Below are 22,140 nucleotides of genomic sequence, written 5' to 3'. Positions count from 1 at the left end.
TATTTATTTCGCAAAATCAGGATATTAACTGCCCATGAAGGGTAAATACAAAGCCGCAATCGCGCTATTACTGCTGCTATTTCTTGTGCCGCTGACGCTGCTGATGACGCTCGCCCAGTGGGTGCCCACGCTCGCGGGGATCTGGCTTCCCGTTGGAACACGCATCGCGTTTGAAAAAAGCCCACGGCTCACGCGCCACGCCCTGATCATCCCCGATCTCCGTTATCTGGTAGAAGAGTGCGAAATTGCCCGCGTGGAAAACGTGACCCTGTCACACCCCAGCCGCTGGGGTCTGGATATTGGCGCACTTGAACTTAACTCTGTCTGCCTGAGCAAATTACCGCAATCGGCGCCGTCTACGGTGGCGCCGAAAACGCTGGCGCAGTGGCAGGCCATCCTGCCCAACACCTGGCTGACCATCCACCGTTTTACCCTTTCTCCCTGGCAGCAGTGGGAGGGTGAGCTACATGCCTCACTCACGCCAGCCCGCCAGGACATCACCTATAAAGGCGAGCAGGTGAGCATTAAGGGGCAGTTGCGCGGCCAGACGCTCTCCATCAGCCAGTTCGATGTGCAGCTGCCGGACCAGTCGCAGCCCGTGAAGCTGGTCGGTGAATTTACCCTGCCGCTGGTGCCGGACGGCGTACCGGTGAAAGGGCATACGGTCGCGACCTTTAACGTGCCACAGTTATCCTCGCTGGTCGATGCCGATCTGGACTGGGAGGATAATCAGGGCCAGCTGGTGGTTATGGCGCGGGACAACCCCGATCCGCTGCTCGATTTACCGTGGCAGATCACCGCTCAGCAGTTGACCATCAGCGACGGGCGCTGGAACTGGTCAGCCTCCGGTATGCCGATGAGCGGTCGCATCGGCCTGAAGGTGAATAACTGGCAGCAGGGGCTGGAGAAAGCCACCTTCACGGGGCGGCTCAACGTGCTGACCCAGGGGGACGCGGGTAAGGGCAACGCGGTGCTGAATATCGGTCCCGGCTCGCTCAGTATGGAAAACAGCGCTATGCCGCTGCACCTGAGCGGGGAAGCCAAGCAAAACGATCTGATCCTGTATGCCAGACTCCCGGCGAAGCTGACCGGCAGCCTTTACGATCCGCAGCTTACGTTTGAACCCGGCGCACTATTGCGCTCGCGCGGACGCATCATTGACTCGCTGGATATCGATGAGATCCGCTGGCCGCTGGCGGGCGTGAAGCTCACGCAAAAGGGCGTGGACGGCCGCCTGCAAGCCATTCTGCGGGCGCATGAAAACGAGATGGGCAATTTTGAGCTGCATCTGGACGGCCAGGCTAACGACTTTTTACCGGACAACGGTTTGTGGCAGTGGCGCTACTGGGGTAAAGGGAACTTCACGCCGATGAACGCGCGCTGGGATGTCCGGGGAACCGGGGAGTGGCGCGACAACGTTATCGAACTGACCGATCTTTCCACGGGGTTCGACAAATTGCAGTACGGCACGATGCTGGTCAGCAAACCGCGCCTGGTGCTGGATCACCCGGTGCGCTGGTCGCGGGACCCGGATAACCCCACCTTTAGCGGTGCGCTCGCGCTCAATGCCGGGCAAACAAGCTTTTCAGGCGGAAGCGTGCTGCCGCCGTCCGTTTTGACCTTCAGCGTTGACGGGACAGACCCGACGGTGTTCCAGTTTAAAGGGAACCTTCATGCGGATGACATCGGCCCGGTCCAGGTGAATGGACGCTGGGACGGCGAACGCCTCCGCGGTCAGGCCTGGTGGCCAAAACAGTCTCTTACAGTGTTCCAGCCGCTGATCCCGCCAGACTGGAAAATGACCCTGCGCGGCGGCGAAATGTACGCGCAGGTGGCTTTCTCGGCGGCCCCCGACCAGGGGTTTGAGGCCGGGGGGTACGGCGTGCTGAAAGCGGGCAGCGCGTGGATGCCGGATAACGAAATCAACGGCGTTGATTTTGTTCTGCCGTTCCGCTTAAGCCAGGGCACCTGGTCACTGGGCACGCGCGGACCGGTAACGTTACGAATCGACGAGGTGAAAAACCTGGTCACAGCCCGAAATCTCACCGCGGATCTTCAGGGCGATTATCCCTGGACCGAAGCGAACCCGCTCCTGCTCACCAACGTCAAGGTGGAAGCGCTCGGCGGGAAAATCACCATGCAGCAGTTGAGAATGCCGCAGCACGATCCGGCTTTACTGCGCGTGGATAATATTTCCTCCAGCGAACTGATAAGCGCGGTAAATCCGAAGCAGTTTGCCATGTCCGGCCCGGTGAGCGGCGCGCTGCCGTTCTGGCTGGACAATGAGAAGGATCATTAAAGATGGCTGGCTGACCAACCCGGGGCCGATGACGCTGCGCATCGACCAGGACACGGCGGATGCCATTGTGAAAGACAACGTGGTTGCCGGGGCGGCGATCAACTGGCTCCGCTATATGGAAATTTCGCAGTCGTGGACAAAACTCAATGTGGATAATCTGGGTGTGTTAACCATGCAGGCGGCCATTAAAGGCACCAGCCGCGTCGAGGGCAAAAGCAGTTTCGTTAACCTGAATTACACCCATGAAGAGAACATTTTTACCCTCTGGCGCAGCCTGCGCTTTGGGGACAATCTGCAAACATGGTTTGAGCAACATGCGGCGATACCCCTTCTCCGCGGTTCGACAGGCAAGGAAAGTGAGGAACAACAATGAAAAAGAGGGCTGGTGTACTCACCGTGGCCGTCGTCGCGCTGCTGTCAGGCTGCACGCCGCGCATTGAAGTGGCGGCGCCCAAAGAGCCGATCACCATCAACATGAACGTGAAAATCGAGCATGAAATCCATATCAAGGTGGATAAAGACGTCGAAGCCCTGCTGAAATCCCGCAGCGATCTGTTCTGAGGATGCCATGAAACGATTAGCTCTGATGTTACTGGCGCTGGGGATGAACGTTCACGCCGCCACGCTTACGCTCAACGATGCGCGCACCCAGGGGCGCGTAGGGGAAACCCTGAGCGGCTATCTTGCGCCCGTTCAGCACGACGCTGAAACCCTGGCGCTGGTGAACCGTATCAACGCCGCACGCACGGAAAGTTACCAGCAGCTTGCTGACAGCAATAATTTGCCCGTCGACGAGGTGGCGAAAATGGCGGGGCAAAAGCTGGTGGCCCGCGCGCAGCCGGGTGAGTACGTGAAGGGGATTAACGGCAAATGGCTGAAAAAGTAACTAGCGGTAACGCTTACGGTATTCGCCCGGCGAAACCCCGAAACGCTGCTTAAAGGCGGTGGAAAAATGGCTATGGTCGGTAAAGCCCCAGCTGTAGCCAATGCCCGCCAGCTTTTCGTCATCGCCGATGGAACGCAGCGCCTGAGCGCATAAATCGAGGCGACGGTTCTTAATATACTGCGCCACCACCAGCCCTTTCCCGGCAAACATGCGGTACAAGCTACGCACGGACATGCCGCTCTCTGAGGCTATCCACTCCGGTCTTAACGCCTCCGACTGAATATGATCGTCAATCAGGGACAGAACGTGGCGGAACTGACGCTCCTTGCGCGGCAGCACCTCGTCATGCTGCTGGAAGGCCGGACGCAGCAGACACACCATCGCCTCCAGCGCCGCTTCGCTTTCACTGGCGCTGAGATCGGCATTGCCCATGCTCTCCTGTAATAGTCGGTAGCTCAGCTGTACGGTAGGCAAACTGCGGGAGAGGGGCAACGCGCACCTCACTTCCTGAAAACGCGCGTGTTGCTCAATGATTTGTCGCGGGAGCAACAGAGAAATCTGGCGGGAACGCTCCTGCCAGTAAATGGAGCACGGGCGGGAGGCATCAATCAGCGTGATATCCCCGGCTTTCAGCAGCGCGCGCTGGTCGTCCTGTTCGATTCCGGCGCTGCCTTCCAGCTGAAACACGGTGTAGAACCAGGCGTCGTTGCCGTTTTTGATCTCCTGACGAGTGCGAAACAGGTTAACGCCTGCGGCGGTCACCGTGCTCAGCTTCAGACTTTGGGTATAGCTGGTTTCCAGTTCGCCGAGAAACGCCCCCTCTAATGGACGTGCCGCAAAGCGCCCACAAACCTGGTTAATTTGCGCCAGCCACTGCTGAAAATTGTCCTGTTCGCTTGCACATGCCATTGATTTTCTCGCTGCACCGTCACTGTTTTCGCATTGTTGCATTTATGTTGCATTTTGTCAGGGTTACGAGGCTGACTATAGGAAAGAACACTCAACGGTTACAGCGATATAAGCGGGAATTATCACGATTTGCGGAGCCTGTCACAGCTGGCAAAGCGAATGTCACACAGACAAAAGCAGGAATGCGAATCCCCTCTTAGACTGCATACACACCCTGCGAAGCATAACGAAGGAGTATCCTATGTCCGAATCACACGTCGCCGTCCTGCCTGGCGTGCAGCAGTTTTTAGATCGCCAGCACGGCCTGTGGATCGAAGGGCGTCAGGCGGCATCCGATAGCGAAAAGCGTCTGAACGTCTACAACCCGGCGACCGGAGAGGTCATTGCCTCCACCGCCGATGCCAGCGTTGATGATGTCGATCGTGCGGTGATGTCTGGCTGGCGCGCCTTTGTCGCCCGAAGCTGGGCCGGGCGGCTTCCGGCAGAGCGGGAACGCATCCTGCTGCGGTTTGCGGATCTGGTGGAACAGCATGGCGAAGAGCTGGCACAGCTCGAAACCCTGGAGCAGGGGAAATCGATTAACATTTCCCGCGCCTTCGAGGTGGGCTGCACCCTGAACTGGATGCGCTACACGGCAGGGCTGACCACCAAAATTGCCGGTAAAACCCTCGATCTCTCGATTCCACTGCCGCAGGGCGCGCGTTATCAGGCGTGGACGCGTAAAGAGCCGGTTGGGGTCGTGGCGGGGATTGTGCCATGGAACTTCCCGCTGATGATTGGCATGTGGAAAGTGATGCCCGCGCTGGCGGCAGGTTGCTCCATCGTGATCAAACCCTCGGAAACCACGCCGCTCACCCTGTTACGGGTGGCGGAACTGGCGAGCGAGGCGGGGATCCCGGATGGCGTTTTCAACGTGGTGACCGGCAGTGGCGCCGTCTGTGGCGCGGCACTGACCTCGCACCCGCGCATTGCCAAAGTGAGCTTTACCGGATCGACGGCGACGGGCAAGCAGATTGCCCGCGCGGCGGCGGATACGCTAACGGGCGTGACGCTGGAACTGGGCGGCAAAAACCCGGCCATCGTGCTGAAAGATGCCGATCCGGCGTGGGTGATTGAAGGGCTGATGACCGGCAGCTTCCTGAATCAGGGGCAGGTCTGCGCGGCCAGTTCACGTATATATATTGAAGCTCCGCTGTTCGACACGCTGGTCAGCGGCTTTGAACAGGCCGTGAAATCCCTGAGCGTCGGGCCGGGCATGTCGCCGGATGCGTTTATCAACCCGCTGGTGTCGCGCGCCCACTGCGATAAGGTCCAGGCGTTTCTGGATGAGGCGAAGGCGCACAATGCGGAGCTGATCGCCGGGAACCGGGGGCCAGACGGCAAAGGCTATTACGTTTCGCCAACGCTGGTGGTCAACCCGGATAATCATCTGCGACTGACGCGTGAAGAGGTCTTCGGGCCGGTGGTGAATCTGGTCCGTGTAGCGGACGGGGAAGAGGCGCTTCAGCTGGCGAACGACACTGAATACGGCTTAACGGCCAGCGTCTGGACGCAGAACATCAGTAAAGCGCTGGAGTACACCGACAGGCTACAGGCCGGAACCGTGTGGGTGAACAGCCACACGCTGATAGATGCCAACCTGCCGTTCGGCGGCATGAAGCAGTCTGGCACCGGGCGCGATTTCGGCCCCGACTGGCTGGATGGCTGGTGTGAAACCAAGTCGGTGTGTGTGCGGTATTAATAAAACGCCGGGTAAGGCGAAGCCAGCACCCGGCATTATTTAACGCGACCACCTATCCCGCCCGGACTCCTTCGCCCGATACAACGCCGCATCGGCGCGGGCGATGATTTCCGGGCCGGCCAGTCCTGGGGTATAGCCGGCAATGCCCATACTCACCGTCACACATTCACTCACCTTCGACGCGCTGTGCGCAATGGCTGCGGTGCGCAGGCCAGCCTGGATCCGCGCGGCGACTTTCTCCGCAACGCTTTCTTCACAGTCAAAGAGGATCACGACGAACTCCTCACCACCGTAGCGCGAAACCACATCCTCTGGCGTGCGCACCGAAGTGTTCAGCACCTCCGCGACCCGCGCGAGACATGCGTCCCCCGCCTGGTGACCATAGGTGTCGTTATACAGTTTGAAGTAGTCGACATCCAGCATCAGGACCGTGAAGCGTTTGCCTTGCTCCACCGCATTTTCCAGCACCAGCTCCATCGCCCGGCGGTTGGCCGTTTTCGTCAGCGGATCCTGATGGGCCAGCGCATCCAGCCGCGAAATTAAACGCTGATTCTGCTGGTTGCGACGCCAGGCCTCTTCAAACCAGCTTAAGAGGATGTAGCGTCCGCAAACGAGAATGAACGTGAACACCACCCACAGCCCGGCAAAGCGAAGGTTCATCTCCTGATTCAGCAGCATGCTGGCAACGGGCATGGTGATCCACAGCGGCGCGATAAAGCACACCAGCCCCACCGGATGAAAATAGAGCGCGGTCATACCGGCCATCAGCAGGGTAACGAATATCGGCCAGGGATGAGGAAGCTGTATCACGTTGATAAACCAGTAACAACTTATCGACCATAGCAGGCTACACATTAACAGCACGGCGCTGACGCCGCGGATGTGGCGCCAGGCCATTATTACCAACGCCACGGAAAGGATGACTACCCCCAGCATGGAAGCGTCAATCATCTGTGTGAGAGGTGGGCTGACGTGTAAGAGGGTATCAATTTGGCCGAACAGGGAATTGCGCAGCAGGATCATTAGCGCAAAGCTCGCGTTGACGAAGGCGAGCCACGGCAGGTTCATGGCCAGCCCGTGGACAACCATGGCGTTACGGGTCGGCCAGGTCGCGGGCTCCGGAGTGGCGTTGTGTCTTTTTTCCATGAGAGAGAATGTCCCTGTGGCGGGCGGAAAGACCGCCCGCGAGTGCATGCCTTTACGGGGTCACAATGTTAAACCAGAATTCAAATTTATCCATGTAACCGAGCATGGCATCGAGTTTTGCGGCATCGCCCGTCACTTTGATATCGCCATTATCCTGAGCCTGTTTAAGCGTCACTTCTTTCAGGATGATTTTATTCAGCGTATCGCGGTTGAGGGTCACGGTCGCGTCAGCATCCTTCGCTTCGGCGTTCGCCGTGTGGTTCAGCACGCCATTTTCCAGCTCCAGCTTATATTTGCCGCCGTCGCTGCCGAGGTCGATGTTAAACACCGATTTTGCATCCGCTGCTTTTTCACCGTTGATATGCACCGCCAGATAGTCAAAGAACATTTCTGGCGTCATTGCGCGCACGGTATCCGGGCTGGCGGTATTCGGGGTCGGACCTTTCACCACGCCGTTACGCAACTCCTGCGCGCCGGTCAGGTAGAAGTTACGCCATGGGCCGGATTCAGCCTGATAACCCAACTGCTCCAGGGCATCCGCTTCAAGGTTACGTGCGGCCTGGTTGTTTGGATCGGCGAACACCACTTTGCTGACCACCTGAGCCACCCAGCGATAGTTGCCCTGGTCAAAATCGGTTTTAGCTTTACTCAGGATGGCATCCGCGCCTCCCATATACTCCACAAATTTCTTCGCAGCTTCTTCAGGCGGCAGTTCATCCAGGGTCGCGGGGTTGCCGTCAAACCAGCCTAAATAGAGCACGTAGGTGGCTTTGACGTCATGGCTGACTGAACCGTAATAGCCTCGGTTGGCCCAGGTATTGGCCAGGGAGTTCGGCAGCTTGAAGTTGGCGGCGATCTCGTCACGCGTCAGCCCTTCATTCGCCATGCGCAGGGTCTGGTCGTTGATGTAGCGGTAGAGGTCGCGCTGGCTTTTCAGCAGGTTAACCACATTCTCGTTGCCCCAGGTCGGCCAGTGGTGCTGCGCCATGATAACTTCGGCCTTATCACCCCAGCGTACAATTGCCTGGTTGATGTATTTCGACCATGGCAGCGGTTCACGAATTTTCGCACCGCGCAGGGAGTAGGTGTTGTGCAGGGTATGGGTAACATCTTCCGCAGATTCGATCAGCTTTTTCTCTTCGATATACCAGAGCATCTCGGAAGGCGCTTCCGATCCCGGCGCGAGCATAAAATCATAGGTCAGGCCGTCGATCACCTCTTTCTGACCATCTTTCTCGATGATATTGGTCGGGGCGATCAGGGTCACCGTCCCGGCGGAGGTGGTGGTGCCGAGACCCGCACCCACCTGGCCTTTCGCATCCGGCTTCAGCAGGTTGCCGTACATATAGCTGGCTCGGCGGCTCATGACGTTACCCGCCATGATATTTTCCGCGACGGCGGCCTCCATAAATCCGGCTGGCGCGTAGACTTTAACCTTGCCGGACTTCACGTCGGCTTCGTCCACCACGCCGCGCACGCCGCCATAGTGGTCAACGTGGCTGTGGGTGTAAATAACAGCGACGACAGGTTTCTTGCCGCGATTTTTATAGTAAAGATCCATCCCGACTTTGGCCGTCTCCGCCGACACCAGCGGGTCGACCACGGTAATGCCTTCTTTACCTTCAATAATGGTCATGTTTGACAGGTCGAGGTTACGGATCTGGTACACGCCCTCGGTGACTTCAAACAGGCCGCTGATGTTAATCAGCTGGGACTGACGCCATAAGCTCGGGTTAACCGAATCGGGCGCTTTATCGCCTTCCTTGATAAAGGCGTACTGCTGTGGATCCCAGACGGTGTTGCCTTGCTCCCCTTTGATAATTTCCTGAGGTAGCGGGGCGATAAACCCTTTGTGGGCATTGGTAAAATCGGTGTTATCGGAGAAAGGAAGCTGGTTGAAGAGTGCGTTGTTGGCCTGCTGAGTTGCTGCGGTTGCATCCTTAGGGGCTTCTGCGGCCCAGGCTGAACTGGCGGAAATGAAAAAACCGGCCAGCGCAAGGCTTCTTACTATCTCATTGACTTTCATCCTAAAACCTCTCGGTTATGTATAGCGTTGTTCATGGATACTTCGATATCTACAAAATGTTTCAGATGTTGCAAAAGCATTAAGCGAAGTAACATTAACTATAATCGGGGAGTGGTATTCAGCAAGAAAGCGAATGAAAAACCGGGCATCGTGCCCGGTCAACGTGTTATTTCTGCTCTTTTTTCTTACCGAGCGTTGGCGTCTCGTCAAAGAAGTTCCACGGCTTGAGTAACGTGTGCACCCATTCCGTCGGCATTATCGGCCACTCCTCGGCGCGGGCGACATGGGTGGTGCCGGTGGTCATCCAGATGACGTTATCCTGGTCGTTCAGCGACTCGTTATCTTTGCTGTACTGGCCGAGGCCCGTATCGTGCGTGGAACGGTTCGGGTATTTTCCCTCCGGGTACATCTCGTCGGGATGGTAACGCGTCACCCACAGCTGTTTATCCATAAAGCTCAGGCGGTGATAAATCCACTCGTCCGGGGCAAACTTCGCGCCCGTCGCCACCGGGTGTGTGCCCCCCGCGTAAGGGATGATCTGATACGAGACCGGGTTGCCCATGCGGTTCTCTTTGCTGGTGTTGCTCAGCAGGCGGATGGTGCCCGGATCAAACTTTTGCGCCGCCTGCTGTTCAGTATCAATATCATACTGATTCACCTGCATGGTGCTGGTGCGCGGTCCGCCAGCGGTGTTCGGTTTGACGTCCGGATCCATGGCCACCAGCTTGTTGTTGATGCCGTCCACGTCCATATCCAGACGGAAGTTGTAGATGTGCTGGTGGGTGGTGCCGACAATATTATGGTCGATCAGCGTACCGTATCGGGTGTCATCCTTCGCGGTGGCATCATGCATGGTTTTCGTCTGCACGCCTTTCACCGCTTCAATGCCCGTGGCCCCTGCATCAATGCCGATGGTGCCGTTTTCGTGGAATACCCAGTCGAAGATATAATCGTAGTTACCCACGGTGCTGACCCAGCGCACCACCAGCTCGCGGCGCTCGGTGCTGACGTTGGGTTTACCTAACTCCTGATGCTTATACTCCGGCCCGGCGTAACGCTCGAAAATGGCGATCGCCCGGGGGATCTCCATTGGCGCACCGGTATAGTCCGGGATGGTTTCGTTGAGCATCACGGCGTTAGACGGAACATCCTTGCCGCGCACCAGCGGGGAGGTCAGGGTACCCATGCCGTAATCACCGGAGTCCAGGTAGGCCTTAAAGTACCAGCCGATATCCGGGTCGCCGTACGGCACAATCATGCCCCCGAGCGATCCCTGATACATCACCTGTCGCTTTTTGCCGTTGTCGTTATAGGTCACGGTGGAGATCATCGGGCCGACGCGCGAGTCCAGGCTCAGATGAAAATCCCAGTTCTGCCAGTGCACCATATCCCCGGTAATGGTGTAGTTCTTGCCTTCCGGCTCGATAATCTCCAGCGGTTTTTTCACCGTTTCAACGCGGTCACGGCCATCATAAGGACGCGGGGTGAGCGGCACCGGCACGACCGGGCCCTCCTCAATCTTCTGGATTTTCTTCTGCTCGAGATCCACCACCGCAACCAGGTTTTCGATCGGGTGCGCCCAGTAGTTACCGTCGCCCACGTCGAGATAGCTGATCACTTTCAGCAGGCGGTCTTCCTGTTTCAGCCCATCCTTGCCGTCAAAAAAGCCGACGGTAAGCGGGGTGGTGATCACTTTCTTCGGATCGGTAATGCCGCGCTTTTTCAGCACGGCGGCAAACTCCGGGCTTTCATTGATGATCTGCTGCACGGTATTGAAGTCATCCAGCAGCACCATGCCGTGCGCGTCTTTGATCGGCTCCCAGCGGAGGATCTTTTTGTCCTTCAGATCCACCCGGCTTTCGATGATGTGTTTACCATCAAGCATGATGATATTGGCCTGGCGGGGCGCATCCACCGCCGTGCCGTTAAGCACAAAGTCCCAGACTTTGGCCTTTTCTGGCTCCGCCAGCGCAATCTGGGTAAAGCGGGTATTGGGTTTAAAATCCGCAGAGGCTTTCACAATGGCTACGGCCTGGTTGATTTCATCAGCGGTCAGCGCGTTTAACGGATGGGGGCGTTTTTCAACCTGGAATGTCTGATCAAGACCGGACTGAAAGACATCGTTGATAAAAGTCTCCGGGATATAGGCCTTATTGTTCTTCATCACCACGGGCACCTGGAGAGTCAGCGGTTTGCCGTTAACGATGGCGGTGTTGGCGCCGGGTTTGACCTTCACAAAGGCACCGTCTTTAACGATGGTGAACATCTGGGCGTAATCATCCCACTGCACGTCCGCGCCAAACGCCTGAAGCGTTTTGTCCATCGGGACCATATGCGCCTCGCTGCCGTGAGCGTAAACAGGAGATTGCCAGGCGCAACAGAGCGCAACGGCCATGGCCAGTGCCGTTCTACGGGCAGAAAAAGAAGAATTGCTTCCCATCGCAGACCTCATCTTGTTGTGTTTATTGTGTTGTGTCAGCCTTATCCTGACAGGCGCGCACGAAAAGCGTTTGCCTGCATCTGCCAGGTTGTTTGTCAGTCTTGCCAGGTTAAAAAAAGAGCGGGGGTGCATCACACCCCGGTCAGGTAGTTGTAGGCCGGGTAAGCGGAGCGACACCCGGCAAGAAAGAGGTGCGTCAGAAGTCACCCTGCTGGCGCGCCACCAGCGTCAGAATGGAGTAAAGCGCCACGGCCTGCTGATGCTGGTTGAAGATCTCCACCGCCCATTCCACCACGCCAGTCGGTTTTTCCTCGGCAGTGCGCTGTTTCTTCAGCGTTTTACGTTTACAGGTCAGGCGCACCTGAATGGTATCGCCCGGCTTGACCGGCTCGATAAAGCGCAGGTTTTCCATGCCGTAGTTGGCAATGACCGGCCCAACCCCGGCATCGACAAACAGCCCCGCCGCGGCGGAAATCAGGAAATAACCGTGTACCACGCGCTCGCCAAAAATCGACTCCGCCGCGCCAATTTTGTCCATATGGGCATAGAAATGATCCCCGCTCAGGCAGGCAAAATTCACGATATCCGCTTCCGTCAGGGTACGACGCGGGGTCAGCAGGCTGTCGCCCGGCTGTAACTCCTCGAAGTATTTACGGAAAGGATGAACGCGATCTTCCTGCACCTCCGCGCCACGGACCCACTGTTTGCCGATGGCGGCGAGCATGGATGGGCTGCCCTGAATTGCCGTGCGCTGGAGATAGTGCTTCACCGCACGCAGGCCGCCCAGCTCCTCGCCGCCGCCCGCACGTCCCGGGCCGCCGTGCACCAGCTGCGGTAGCGGTGAACCGTGGCCGGTGGATTCTTTCGAAGATTCCTGGTTGAGGATCTGTATGCGTCCGTGGGCGCGCGCGGCACCGGCAATAAATTGGCGCGCCACGTTTGAATCTGCCGTGACCAGCGTTCCCGCCAGGCTGCCGCCGCCCGCCCGCGCCAGCTGCATGGCGTGTTCACTGTTGCGGTACGGCATCAGGGTGGCGACGGGGCCAAAGGCTTCGGTGGCGTGAACGGCCGGAGTTTCGTCCGGCTGCGGGCAGAACAGCAGGGTGGGCGGGAAGAATGCGCCAGCCGCCTGCAAATCGGCTTTACCACCCAGACGGATCTGGCAGCCCGAGGCAAGCAGATGATCGACTTTTTCCTGCACGTCAGCACGTTGCTCACTGTTGACGAGAGCCCCCATCTTCACCCCTTCCTGGGCCGGATCGCCGACGACCACGTTCTCCAGCCGCGCAATCAGCGCCTGGCTGACGGCTTCAACCTGCGCTTCCGGCACGATGATGCGGCGGATGGCGGTACATTTTTGCCCGGCTTTGGCGGTCATCTCGCGCACTACTTCGCGAATAAACAGCGCAAACTCCGGCTGCTCCGGCGTCACGTCCTCACCCAGCACGCAGCAGTTAAGGGAATCTGCTTCCATGGTAAACGGAATGGAATGCGCGACGATATTCGGATGTACGCGCAGGCTCTGCCCGGTGCTGGCCGACCCGGTAAACGTCACCACGTCCTGGCTGTCGAGCTGGTTCAGCAGATCGCCCGCGCCACCACAGATCAGGCTGATGGCGCCGTCCGGCACCAGTCCGCTCTCGACGATCGCTTTCACCATTGCCTGAGTCACCTGCGCGGTGGCGGTGGCGGGCTTGATGATGGCGGGCATCCCGGCAAGCCAGGTGGGTGCGAGCTTTTCCAGCATCCCCCAGCACGGGAAGTTGAACGCGTTGATATGCACCGCCACGCCGGATTTCGACGTTAACACGTGACGTGCCGCAAAGCCGCCTTCCTTCGACAGCGGGATCAGCTCATCCTCCGGCCACAGGGTATCGTCCGGCAGCTCACGGCTGCCGAGGCTTGCGTAGGTGAAGAGGGTGCCGATACCGCCTTCAATATCCACCCAGCTGTCGGCCTTCGTCGCGCCGGTCTGGGCTGACAGGGCATAAAACCGATCCTTCTGGCTCAGCAGATGTTTGGCCACCGCCTTCAGCATGGCGGCGCGCTCGATAAAGCTCATTGCGCGGAGCGCTTCTCCGCCTTGTTCAATGGCGTAACGGCGCGCGGCCGCCATATCCAACCCTTCGCTGGTGACTTCAAATAGCGTTTCCCCGCTGATGGCGTGGGTGATGGTGCGCTCGCGGCCCCGGCCTGATTGCCAGGTGCCGGACAAGAAGCTGGCTAACTGCTGCATTTCTTCTCTCCAGGTGTTTCGTGATTTCACTATAAATAGTTTGATCGCGAATCATAAAAATCAAGCTGAGTTTTAATGAATTGTTAACGTTGTGATCTCTATTGCTTAGCCTGACCACCCGAAAGCCTTGTATAATCGGCCTTTCATGAAAAGGCTTGCGAGCGTCGTCACAAAATAAACAAACGCTTCTTGGGGTTATATTTAACCTTTGTGTAACTTTTAAGAAACCAAATGATTCACCATTATGCTGTTTTTGGTGATTTAACGAATCACAAAGGTGGTTATGTGACGCAAGAACAACGCTTTGAGCAACGCATCGCACAGGAGACGGCCATCGAGCCGCAGGACTGGATGCCGGATGCCTATCGCAAGACGCTGATCCGCCAGATTGGACAGCACGCCCACTCTGAGATTGTCGGCATGCTGCCGGAAGGAAACTGGATCACCCGCGCGCCGACGCTGCGCCGGAAAGCCATTCTGCTGGCGAAGGTTCAGGACGAAGCCGGACACGGCCTGTACCTCTACAGCGCGGCGGAAACGCTGGGCTGCGCCCGGGAGGACATCTATCAAAAGATGCTCGACGGCAAGATGAAATACTCCTCCATCTTCAACTATCCGACCCTGAGCTGGGCCGATATCGGCGTCATTGGCTGGCTGGTGGACGGGGCGGCCATTGTGAACCAGGTGGCGCTGTGCCGTACGTCTTACGGCCCGTACGCCCGGGCGATGGTGAAAATCTGTAAAGAAGAGAGCTTCCACCAGCGTCAGGGTTTTGAGGCCTGCATGGCGCTGGCGCAGGGCAGCGAAGCCCAGCGGCAGATGTTGCAGGACGCCATCAACCGTTTCTGGTGGCCCGCGCTGATGATGTTCGGACCCAACGACGACAACTCCCCAAACAGCGCCCGCAGTCTCGCCTGGAAGATCAAACGCTTTGGCAACGATGAGCTTCGCCAGCGCTTCGTGGACAACACGGTGCCTCAGGTGGAGATGCTCGGCATGACCGTGCCGGATCCCGACCTGCGTTTCGATGAAGAGAGCGGCCACTACCGCTTCGGCGAAATCGACTGGCAGGAATTTGACGAGGTGATCAACGGGCGCGGGATCTGCAACCACGAACGTCTGGCCGCAAAACGTAAAGCCTGGGACGACGGCGCATGGGTGCGTGAAGCCGCTCTGGCCCACGCGGAAAAACAACGCGCCCGCCAGGCCGCATAAGAGGAATCAACCATGAGCAATGTTTACTGGCCGTTATACGAAGTTTTTGTCCGTTCGAAGCAGGGGCTGTCGCACCGCCATGTGGGCAGCCTTCACGCTGCCGACGACCGCATGGCGCTGGAAAACGCGCGCGATGCCTATACCCGCCGCAGCGAAGGCTGTTCCATCTGGGTGGTGAAGGCGAGTGAAATCGTCGCCTCCCAGCCGGAAGAGAGCGGGGAGTTTTTCGATCCGGCGGAAAGCAAGGTCTACCGCCATCCGACGTTTTACACCATCCCTGATGGTATCGAGCATATGTGAGGTTGGGGATGAACAACGTATCTGCTTATGCCCTGCGTCTGGGCGACAACGGTCTGGTGCTCTCACAGCGTCTGGGCGCCTGGTGCGGCCACGCGCCGGAGCTGGAAATTGACCTGGCGCTCGCCAATATCGGCCTTGATCTGCTCGGGCAGGCGCGCAATTTCCTGACCTACGCCGCTGAACGGGAAGGTAAGGGTGATGAAGATACCCTGGCCTATGGCCGCGATGAGCGTCAGTTCCGCAATTTGCTGCTGGTGGAACAGCCAAACGGCAGCTTCGCCGACACCATTGCCCGTCAGTATCTGATGGATGCGTGGAACGTAGCGCTGTACGAACGGTTGATCCACAGCAGCGACAGTCAGCTTGCCGCCATCGCGGCAAAAGCCATTAAAGAGGCGCGCTATCACCTGCGCTTTAGCCGCGGCTGGCTGGTGCGGCTGGGGGACGGGACAGAAACCTCCTCACAGAAAATGCAGCAGGCGGTGGATAGCCTGTGGCGCTTTACGGCTGAATTGTTCGACGCCGACGACGTCGAGCTGGGGCTGATTGACACCGACGTGGCGGTTGATCCGCGCGCCCTGTGGGAACCGTGGGAGCGCGAAGTGTTTGCCGGGCTGGCGGAAGCTACCCTCCGCGTGCCCGAGGAAGTGGCGTATCGCACGGGCGGCAAGAAGGGGCTACATACTGAACACCTCGGACCGATGCTGGCTGAGATGCAGTATCTTCAGCGCGTTTACCCCGGCCAGCAGTGGTAAAGGAGAACGCTATGCAACGCCTCGTCGACATTGCGCCTGCCCAAATCCCGCAGATTTGGGCGCTGTTAAGCCAGATCCCCGACCCGGAAGTGCCGGTGCTGACCATCACCGACTTAGGCATGGTGCGCAGCGTGAAGGCGCAGGGGGAAGGCTGGATCATCGGCTTCACGCCAACCTATTCGGGCTGTCCGGCAACGGAGCATCTGCTGGGTGCGATCCGCGAAACTCTGACCGGGAACGGCTTTTCCCCGGTACATATTCTGCTGCAACTGGAGCCCGCCTGGACCACCGACTGGATGACCGACGATGCCCGCAGGCGCCTGCGGGAATATGGTATCAGCCCGCCTGTTGGCCATAGCTGCCATGCCCACGTTCCCGCGGAGGTGAGCTGCCCGCGCTGTGCAAGCACCGATACCTCGCTCATCAGTGAATTTGGTTCCACGGCCTGCAAAGCGCTCTACCGCTGCAATACCTGCCGTGAGCCCTTCGACTATTTCAAATGTATTTGAGGCTGCCATGACAACGTTTCATTCATTAACAGTGGCAAAAGTGGAACCTGAAACCCGCGACGCGGTGACCATTACCTTCGCGGTGCCGCAGGCGTTACAGGAGGCGTACCGCTTCCGTCCCGGTCAGCATTTGACCCTGAAAGCCAGTCCTGGCGGGGATGAACTGCGCCGCTGTTACTCCATCTGCCGGAGCACCGCGTGCGGTGAGATCAGCGTGGCGGTCAAAGCCATCGAGGGCGGACGATTTTCCCGCTATGCCCGGGACGAGATCAAACCGGGCATGGCGCTGGAGGTGATGGTTCCCCAGGGGCATTTTGGCTACCAGCCGCAGGCCGAACGCGAAGGCCACTATCTGGCGATTGCCGCCGGGTCCGGGATCACCCCGATGCTGGCGATTATGTCCGCTACGCTGGCCACTGAAGCCCACAGCCACTTCACCCTGATTTACGGTAACCGCAGCAGCCAGAGCATGATGTTCCGCCGGGCGCTGGCGGACCTGAAAGATAAATACCCGCAGCGTTTGCAGCTGATCTCTATCTTCAGCCAGGAGACGCTCGACAGCGATCTGCTCCATGGCCGTATTGACGGGGAAAAGCTCCATGCGCTGGCAAAAACGCTGGTGAATTTCCGCCAGTACGATGAAGCCTTCATCTGCGGCCCGTCGGCGATGATGGACGAGGCTGAGGCGGCGCTGAAAGCGCTGGGTATGCCGGAAAAAGCGATCCACCTTGAACGCTTTAACACGCCGGGAACCCCCGTTAAGCGGACAGTCAGCGTGCAGGCCGACGGGCAGAAGGTCACCGTCCGTCAGGACGGGCGCGACAGGGAGATCACCCTGACGGCGGACGACGAGAGCATTCTTGACGCGGCCCTGCGTCAGGGGGCGGATCTGCCTTACGCCTGCAAGGGCGGCGTGTGCGCCACCTGCAAATGCAAAGTGCTTCGCGGGAAGGTGGACATGGCGACCAACTACAGCCTGGAGCCGGACGAGCTGGCCGCAGGCTATGTGCTGAGCTGTCAGGCGCTGCCGTTAACCGCTGACGTTATCGTCGATTTTGATGCGAAGGGGATGGCATGAGCGAACTGATTGTCACCCGTCATGGCCGCGTGTTGCAGCTGACGCTTAACCGTCCGGTGGCGCGCAACGCGCTCAACAATGCGCTGCTCACGCAAATCGCGGAGCAGCTTGAAGCCGCCGCCGTGGATGCGGAGATCGCCGTCTGTGTGATTTACGGCAACGAACGCTGCTTTGCCGCCGGGGCCGATCTCAACGAAATGGCGGAGAAAGACCTGCCCGCCACCCTGAACGATATCCGCCCGCAGCTGTGGGCGCGGATAAACGCCTTCACCAAACCGCTGATTGCCGCCGTGAACGGCTACGCGCTGGGGGCAGGCTGTGAGCTGGCGCTGCTCTGCGACGTGGTGATTGCCGGTGATAACGCCCGCTTTGGCCTGCCGGAAATCACCCTCGGGATCATGCCGGGCGCAGGCGGCACCGAGCGGCTAATCCGTAGCGTGGGCAAATCGCTGGCCAGCAAAATGGTGCTGACGGGCGAAAGCATCACGGCGGTTCAGGCGCACAGCGCCGGGCTGGTCAGTGACGTTTACCCGGCCTCGCTGACGCTGGAGTATGCCCTGAAGCAGGCGGGGCTGATGGCGCGCCACTCGCCGCTGGCGTTACAGGCGGCGAAGCAGGCGCTTCGCCAGTCGCAGGAAGTGCCGCTTCAGGCCGGGCTGGCGCAGGAGCGTCAGCTGTTTGCGCTGCTCGCGGCCACCGACGATCGCCGGGAAGGTATCAACGCCTTTTTACAAAAACGCACCCCAGACTTTAAAGGACGCTAATTGTGGAATTTATTCTGAGCCATGTTGAGCAGGGCGTAATGACCATTACGCTGAACCGCCCGGAGCGCCTGAACAGCTTTAACGACGTCATGCACCAGCAGCTTTCCGAATGCCTGAAGCAGGCCGAGCGCGATGACGCTATCCGCTGCCTGCTGATCACCGGGGCAGGACGCGGTTTCTGCGCCGGGCAGGATCTCAACGACCGTAACGTGGACCCGAACGGCCCTGCGCCGGATCTGGGCATGTCCGTTGAGACTTTTTACAACCCGCTGGTGCGCCGCCTGGCAAAACTGCCGAAGCCGGTGATTTGCGCGGTTAACGGCGTGGCGGCGGGGGCAGGTGCCACGCTGGCCCTCGGCTGTGACATGGTGATTGCGGCCCGTTCAGCCAGCTTTGTGATGGCCTTCAGCAAGCTCGGGCTGGTACCGGACTGCGGCGGAACCTGGCTGCTGCCGCGCGTGACCGGACGCGCCCGCGCCATGGGGCTGGCATTGCTGGGCGACAAGCTCAGCGCCGAGCAGGCACAGGCCTGGGGAATGATCTGGCAGGTGGTGGACGACGAGCAGCTCTCCGCCACCGCACAGCGGATGGCGCTGCATTTTGCCTCGCAGCCGACCTATGGCCTGGGCTTGATCAAGCAGGCAATCAACGCCGCCGAAACCAACACCCTCGACGCCCAGCTTGATCTGGAGCGCGACTATCAACGTCTGGCCGGACGCAGCGACGACTACCGGGAAGGCGTCAGCGCATTCCTGGCAAAACGCGCGCCGAACTTTACGGGGAAATAAGATGGTGAATATCCATACGGTCGCCGTCATTGGCAGCGGAACCATGGGCGCCGGGATTGCCGAAGTGGCAGCCAGCCACGGTCATCCGGTTCTGGTGTACGACATTGACGCTGCGGCGATTTCCCGCGCCGTCGACGGCATTCGCCAGCGGCTGTCCTCTCGCGTTGCGCGCGGAAAACTCTCTGCCGACGCCGGGGAACAGATCCTCGCCCGCCTGACGCCGGTGACGAATATCGGTGCTCTGGCGAAAGCCGATCTGGTGATCGAGGCGGCCTCCGAGCGGCTTGAAGTGAAAAAGGCGCTGTTTACCCAGCTGGCAGAGGTTTGCCCGCCGCAGACGCTACTCGCCAGCAATACCTCGTCCATTTCCGTTACCGCGATTGCGGCGGAGATAAACCACCCTGAACGCGTCGCCGGGCTGCACTTCTTCAATCCTGCCCCGGTGATGAAGCTGGTGGAGGTGGTCAGCGGGCTGGCGACCTCACCCGAAGTGGCCGATGCGCTGTGCGAGCTGGCGCTGAGCTGGGGAAAGCAGCCGGTACGCTGCCAGTCCACACCGGGGTTTATCGTCAACCGCGTAGCGCGTCCTTTCTACTCGGAAGCCTGGCGTGCGCTGGAAGAGCAGGTGGCAGCGCCCGAGGTGATCGACGCCGCCCTGCGAGACGGCGGGGGGTTCCCGATGGGGCCGCTTGAGCTGACGGACATGATTGGTCAGGACGTCAACTTTGCCGTGACCTGCTCCGTATTTAACGCCTTCTGGCAGGAGCGTCGTTTTTTGCCGTCTCTGGTGCAGCAGGAGCTGGTGCTGGCGGGGCGTCTGGGTAAGAAAAGCGGGCAGGGCGTTTACCGCTGGCAGGAGGACAAACCCGCCGTCAGCTGGCTCGCCCCGGTCAGCCACAGCTTCAGCCCGATGCGCGCACAGCGAAGAAGTGACGGTGTCACGGAAATTGACGATATGTTGCTGATCGAAACGCAGGGTGAAACCGCGCAGTCGCTGGCGCTGCGCCACGGCTGTCCGGTGGTGGTGGTCGACCGCATCGAGCGGGATGTGGCCGTTATAGCCGCCGCGCCCGGCAACCCGCACGCCGCCACGCAGAAAGCCATTTACTGGTTGCAGCACCAGGAGAAACGGGTGGTCCAGATTGCGGATTACCCCGGCCTGCTGATCTGGCGCACGGTGGCGATGATTGCCAACGAAGCGCTGGATGCCCTGCAAAAAGGGGTCGCCAGTGAGCAAGACATCGATACCGCCATGCGCTTAGGGGTCAACTATCCCTGCGGCCCCATCGCCTGGGGCGAGCGCCTTGGCTGGCAGCGTCTGTTAACGCTGCTGGAGAACCTGCAACGTCACTACGGCGAGGAACGTTATCGCCCCTGTTCACTGCTGCGCCAGCGTGCGCTTCTGGAGAGTAGTTATGAGTCATAACGCCTGGCATAACGCCCGCGCGATGTACGAACGGGACGCCTGCGCGCAGGCGATGGGGATGGACATTATCGAGATGGGCGAGGGCTACGCGGTGGTGACCATGACCATCACCCCGCAGATGCTTAACGGGCATAAAACCTGCCACGGCGGACAGCTATTCTCGCTGGCCGATACCGCCTTTGCCTACGCCTGCAACAGTCAGGGGCTGGCGGCGGTGGCCTCAGGCTGCGCCATCGATTTTCTGCGTCCGGGCTTTGCTGGCGATAAGCTGACCGCTACCGCGCGGGTGAAGCATCAGGGCAAACTGACCGGCGTCTACGACATCGAAATTCAGAATCAACAACAGAAAACCGTCGCTCTTTTTCGCGGGAAATCCCACCGCACCGGCGGCAGTGTGACAGGAGAAGCCTGATGCGTAACGCATTTATTTGTGAGGGTGTGCGTACCCCGGTCGGTCGTTATGGTGGAGGATTATCCAGCCTGCGTGCCGATGACTTAGGGGCCGTTCCGCTGCGTGCGCTGCTGGCGCGTTACCCGCAGCTCGATCTGGAGCGTATAGATGACGTGATCTTCGGCTGCGCAAATCAGGCCGGAGAGGATAACCGCAACGTGGCGCGCATGTCGTCGCTGCTGGCCGGGCTGCCGCAGACCGTTTCCGGTACCACCATTAACCGCCTGTGCGGCTCCGGTCTGGATGCCCTTGGCTTTGCGGCGCGCGCCATTAAGGCCGGGGATGGCGATCTGCTGATCGCCGGTGGCGTCGAATCCATGTCCCGTGCGCCGTTCGTGATGGGTAAAGCCACCGCGGCGTTTCAGCGTCAGGCGGAGATCTTCGATACCACCATCGGCTGGCGATTTGTGAATCCGCTCATGCATCAGCAATACGGAACTGACAGCATGCCGGAAACGGCAGAGAATGTAGCGCAATTGTTAAATATAAGCCGTGCCGATCAGGACGCATTTGCCTTGCGCAGCCAGCAGCGCACCGCGCTGGCGCAGCAGAATGGCGTTCTGGCGCAGGAGATAATCCCGGTACAGGTAACGGGGAAAAAAGGCGCGGTAACGGAAGTGAGCGTAGACGAGCATCCGCGCGCCGAAACCACCCTTGAACAGCTTGCCGCGCTGAAAGCCCCGTTTCGCAAGAACGGTGTGGTGACGGCGGGGAACGCCTCTGGCGTCAACGACGGGGCGGCGGCGCTGATTATCGCCAGCGAGCCGATGGCGCTTGCCCAGGGGTTAACCCCGCGCACCCGCATTGTGGCCATGTCGACCGCGGGCGTCGAGCCGCGTCTGATGGGATTAGGCCCGGTTCCCGCCACCCGTAAGGTGCTGGAACGTGCCGGACTCAGTATCACCGATATGGACGTCATTGAGCTTAACGAAGCCTTCGCCGCACAGGCGCTGGGGGTGCTGCGTCAGCTGGGCTTGCCGGATGACGCGGAGCATGTCAACCCGAACGGCGGAGCGATCGCGCTAGGTCATCCGCTGGGAATGAGCGGTGCCAGACTGGCGCTGGCCGCGAGCAATGAATTGCACCGACGCGGCGGGCGCTACGCGCTGTGTACGATGTGCATCGGTGTGGGTCAGGGCATTGCCATGATCCTTGAGCGTGTTTGAGCGAA

18 protein-coding genes and 1 pseudogene are annotated in these 22,140 nt (G+C 59.3%); 14 read left to right on the top strand and 5 right to left on the bottom strand.

Features of this window, described 5'->3' with window-relative positions; all coding sequences use genetic code 11:
* Nucleotides 1-34 precede the first annotated feature (34 nt).
* The 3 genes and pseudogenes from CKK19_RS09610 (at nt 35) to CKK19_RS09600 (ending at nt 3,185) form a co-directional block, all read left to right on the top strand.
* Nucleotides 35-2,672 (top strand): annotated as a pseudogene (locus tag CKK19_RS09610) (YdbH family protein).
* Complete coding sequence (locus CKK19_RS09605; protein ID WP_003857369.1) at nt 2,669-2,860, top strand: YnbE family lipoprotein; 192 nt, start codon at nt 2,669-2,671, stop codon at nt 2,858-2,860. The pseudogene CKK19_RS09610 and the gene CKK19_RS09605 overlap by 4 nt, the downstream one beginning before the upstream one ends.
* A 7-nt stretch (nt 2,861-2,867) precedes the next feature.
* The gene (locus CKK19_RS09600) at nt 2,868-3,185 is read left to right on the top strand and encodes a YdbL family protein (protein WP_022648010.1); all 318 of its coding nucleotides are present in this window, start codon (nt 2,868-2,870) and stop codon (nt 3,183-3,185) included.
* On the opposite strand, the gene feaR is transcribed toward CKK19_RS09600, so the two are convergent.
* A complete protein-coding gene (gene feaR, locus CKK19_RS09595; protein ID WP_023300024.1) occupies nt 3,186-4,094 on the bottom strand; it encodes a transcriptional regulator FeaR in 909 nt (302 codons plus the stop codon).
* A gap of 241 nt (nt 4,095-4,335) precedes the next feature.
* Here feaR and CKK19_RS09590 point away from each other — a divergent pair, with 241 nt between their 5' ends.
* Entirely contained in the window at nt 4,336-5,835 is a 1,500-nt protein-coding gene (locus CKK19_RS09590) for an aldehyde dehydrogenase family protein (RefSeq protein WP_022648012.1), read from the top strand.
* A gap of 39 nt (nt 5,836-5,874) precedes the next feature.
* On the opposite strand, the gene CKK19_RS09585 is transcribed toward CKK19_RS09590, so the two are convergent.
* From CKK19_RS09585 to paaZ, 4 genes are all read right to left on the bottom strand, one after another.
* Nucleotides 5,875-6,981: a GGDEF domain-containing protein gene (locus tag CKK19_RS09585; protein ID WP_023300025.1), complete on the bottom strand. Its 1,107-nt coding sequence runs from the start codon at nt 6,979-6,981 to the stop codon at nt 5,875-5,877.
* A gap of 52 nt (nt 6,982-7,033) precedes the next feature.
* Complete coding sequence (locus CKK19_RS09580) at nt 7,034-9,007, bottom strand: alkyl/aryl-sulfatase (protein WP_022648014.1); 1,974 nt, start codon at nt 9,005-9,007, stop codon at nt 7,034-7,036.
* 166 nt (nt 9,008-9,173) lie between these two features.
* Complete coding sequence (gene tynA / locus CKK19_RS09575) at nt 9,174-11,447, bottom strand: primary-amine oxidase (RefSeq protein WP_225455108.1); 2,274 nt, start codon at nt 11,445-11,447, stop codon at nt 9,174-9,176.
* A 196-nt stretch (nt 11,448-11,643) separates the two neighbouring features.
* The gene (gene paaZ / locus CKK19_RS09570) at nt 11,644-13,683 is read right to left on the bottom strand and encodes a phenylacetic acid degradation bifunctional protein PaaZ (protein ID WP_063853675.1); all 2,040 of its coding nucleotides are present in this window, start codon (nt 13,681-13,683) and stop codon (nt 11,644-11,646) included.
* A 285-nt stretch (nt 13,684-13,968) separates the two neighbouring features.
* Here paaZ and paaA point away from each other — a divergent pair, with 285 nt between their 5' ends.
* Genes paaA through pcaF form a run of 10 tightly spaced genes read left to right on the top strand, consistent with a single transcriptional unit; the run spans nt 13,969 to nt 22,135 of the window.
* Entirely contained in the window at nt 13,969-14,898 is a 930-nt protein-coding gene (paaA, locus tag CKK19_RS09565; RefSeq protein ID WP_003857355.1) for a 1,2-phenylacetyl-CoA epoxidase subunit PaaA, read from the top strand.
* A gap of 12 nt (nt 14,899-14,910) precedes the next feature.
* Nucleotides 14,911-15,198: a 1,2-phenylacetyl-CoA epoxidase subunit PaaB gene (gene paaB, locus CKK19_RS09560; RefSeq protein ID WP_003857353.1), complete on the top strand. Its 288-nt coding sequence runs from the start codon at nt 14,911-14,913 to the stop codon at nt 15,196-15,198.
* Nucleotides 15,199-15,206: 8 nt separating this feature from the next.
* Nucleotides 15,207-15,953 carry a 1,2-phenylacetyl-CoA epoxidase subunit PaaC gene (paaC, locus tag CKK19_RS09555; protein WP_063853674.1) on the top strand — a complete coding sequence of 249 codons (747 nt, stop codon included), beginning with the start codon at nt 15,207-15,209 and terminating at the stop codon, nt 15,951-15,953.
* Nucleotides 15,954-15,964: 11 nt separating this feature from the next.
* Nucleotides 15,965-16,462, top strand: coding sequence for a 1,2-phenylacetyl-CoA epoxidase subunit PaaD (paaD, locus tag CKK19_RS09550; protein WP_063853673.1), 498 nt, complete (start codon nt 15,965-15,967; stop codon nt 16,460-16,462).
* A gap of 7 nt (nt 16,463-16,469) precedes the next feature.
* A complete protein-coding gene (paaE, locus tag CKK19_RS09545; protein ID WP_063853672.1) occupies nt 16,470-17,540 on the top strand; it encodes a 1,2-phenylacetyl-CoA epoxidase subunit PaaE in 1,071 nt (356 codons plus the stop codon).
* Nucleotides 17,537-18,304 (top strand): 2,3-dehydroadipyl-CoA hydratase PaaF, encoded by a 768-nt coding sequence (paaF, locus tag CKK19_RS09540; protein ID WP_225455107.1) that lies wholly within the window; start codon nt 17,537-17,539, stop codon nt 18,302-18,304. The genes paaE and paaF overlap by 4 nt, the downstream gene beginning before the upstream one ends.
* On the top strand, nt 18,304-19,092 hold the full coding sequence (gene paaG, locus CKK19_RS09535) for a 2-(1,2-epoxy-1,2-dihydrophenyl)acetyl-CoA isomerase PaaG (protein ID WP_100148794.1): 789 nt from the start codon (nt 18,304-18,306) through the stop codon (nt 19,090-19,092). Before paaF ends, paaG begins: the two co-directional genes overlap by 1 nt.
* A 1-nt stretch (nt 19,093) precedes the next feature.
* A complete protein-coding gene (gene paaH / locus CKK19_RS09530) occupies nt 19,094-20,518 on the top strand; it encodes a 3-hydroxyacyl-CoA dehydrogenase PaaH (protein WP_225455106.1) in 1,425 nt (474 codons plus the stop codon).
* Nucleotides 20,508-20,930: a hydroxyphenylacetyl-CoA thioesterase PaaI gene (gene paaI, locus CKK19_RS09525; protein ID WP_023300032.1), complete on the top strand. Its 423-nt coding sequence runs from the start codon at nt 20,508-20,510 to the stop codon at nt 20,928-20,930. Before paaH ends, paaI begins: the two co-directional genes overlap by 11 nt.
* Nucleotides 20,930-22,135, top strand: a complete 1,206-nt coding sequence (pcaF, locus tag CKK19_RS09520) for a 3-oxoadipyl-CoA thiolase (RefSeq protein WP_063853669.1) — start codon at nt 20,930-20,932, stop codon at nt 22,133-22,135. Before paaI ends, pcaF begins: the two co-directional genes overlap by 1 nt.
* The last annotated feature ends 5 nt before the right edge of the window (nt 22,136-22,140 follow it).

The organism is Enterobacter sp. CCUG 70166 (assembly GCF_020224095.1).
Lineage (GTDB): Bacteria > Pseudomonadota > Gammaproteobacteria > Enterobacterales > Enterobacteriaceae > Enterobacter > Enterobacter intestinihominis.
The sequence above is the reverse complement of the archived record's forward strand: the minus strand, read 5'-3'. Positions and strand labels throughout refer to the sequence as shown.

What these genes read in the sequence shown, in the direction of transcription:
- CKK19_RS09605 (WP_003857369.1), top strand. Translation starts at nt 2,669, where the DNA reads ATGAAAAAGAGGGCTGGTGTACTCACCGTGGCCGTCGTCGCGCTGCTG.
- CKK19_RS09600 (WP_022648010.1), top strand. Translation starts at nt 2,868, where the DNA reads ATGAAACGATTAGCTCTGATGTTACTGGCGCTGGGGATGAACGTTCAC.
- feaR (WP_023300024.1), bottom strand. Translation starts at nt 4,094, where the DNA reads ATGGCATGTGCAAGCGAACAGGACAATTTTCAGCAGTGGCTGGCGCAA.
- CKK19_RS09590 (WP_022648012.1), top strand. Translation starts at nt 4,336, where the DNA reads ATGTCCGAATCACACGTCGCCGTCCTGCCTGGCGTGCAGCAGTTTTTA.
- CKK19_RS09585 (WP_023300025.1), bottom strand. Translation starts at nt 6,981, where the DNA reads ATGGAAAAAAGACACAACGCCACTCCGGAGCCCGCGACCTGGCCGACC.
- CKK19_RS09580 (WP_022648014.1), bottom strand. Translation starts at nt 9,007, where the DNA reads ATGAAAGTCAATGAGATAGTAAGAAGCCTTGCGCTGGCCGGTTTTTTC.
- tynA (WP_225455108.1), bottom strand. Translation starts at nt 11,447, where the DNA reads ATGGGAAGCAATTCTTCTTTTTCTGCCCGTAGAACGGCACTGGCCATG.
- paaZ (WP_063853675.1), bottom strand. Translation starts at nt 13,683, where the DNA reads ATGCAGCAGTTAGCCAGCTTCTTGTCCGGCACCTGGCAATCAGGCCGG.
- paaB (WP_003857353.1), top strand. Translation starts at nt 14,911, where the DNA reads ATGAGCAATGTTTACTGGCCGTTATACGAAGTTTTTGTCCGTTCGAAG.
- paaC (WP_063853674.1), top strand. Translation starts at nt 15,207, where the DNA reads ATGAACAACGTATCTGCTTATGCCCTGCGTCTGGGCGACAACGGTCTG.
- paaD (WP_063853673.1), top strand. Translation starts at nt 15,965, where the DNA reads ATGCAACGCCTCGTCGACATTGCGCCTGCCCAAATCCCGCAGATTTGG.
- paaE (WP_063853672.1), top strand. Translation starts at nt 16,470, where the DNA reads ATGACAACGTTTCATTCATTAACAGTGGCAAAAGTGGAACCTGAAACC.
- paaF (WP_225455107.1), top strand. Translation starts at nt 17,537, where the DNA reads ATGAGCGAACTGATTGTCACCCGTCATGGCCGCGTGTTGCAGCTGACG.
- paaH (WP_225455106.1), top strand. Translation starts at nt 19,094, where the DNA reads ATGGTGAATATCCATACGGTCGCCGTCATTGGCAGCGGAACCATGGGC.
- paaI (WP_023300032.1), top strand. Translation starts at nt 20,508, where the DNA reads ATGAGTCATAACGCCTGGCATAACGCCCGCGCGATGTACGAACGGGAC.
- pcaF (WP_063853669.1), top strand. Translation starts at nt 20,930, where the DNA reads ATGCGTAACGCATTTATTTGTGAGGGTGTGCGTACCCCGGTCGGTCGT.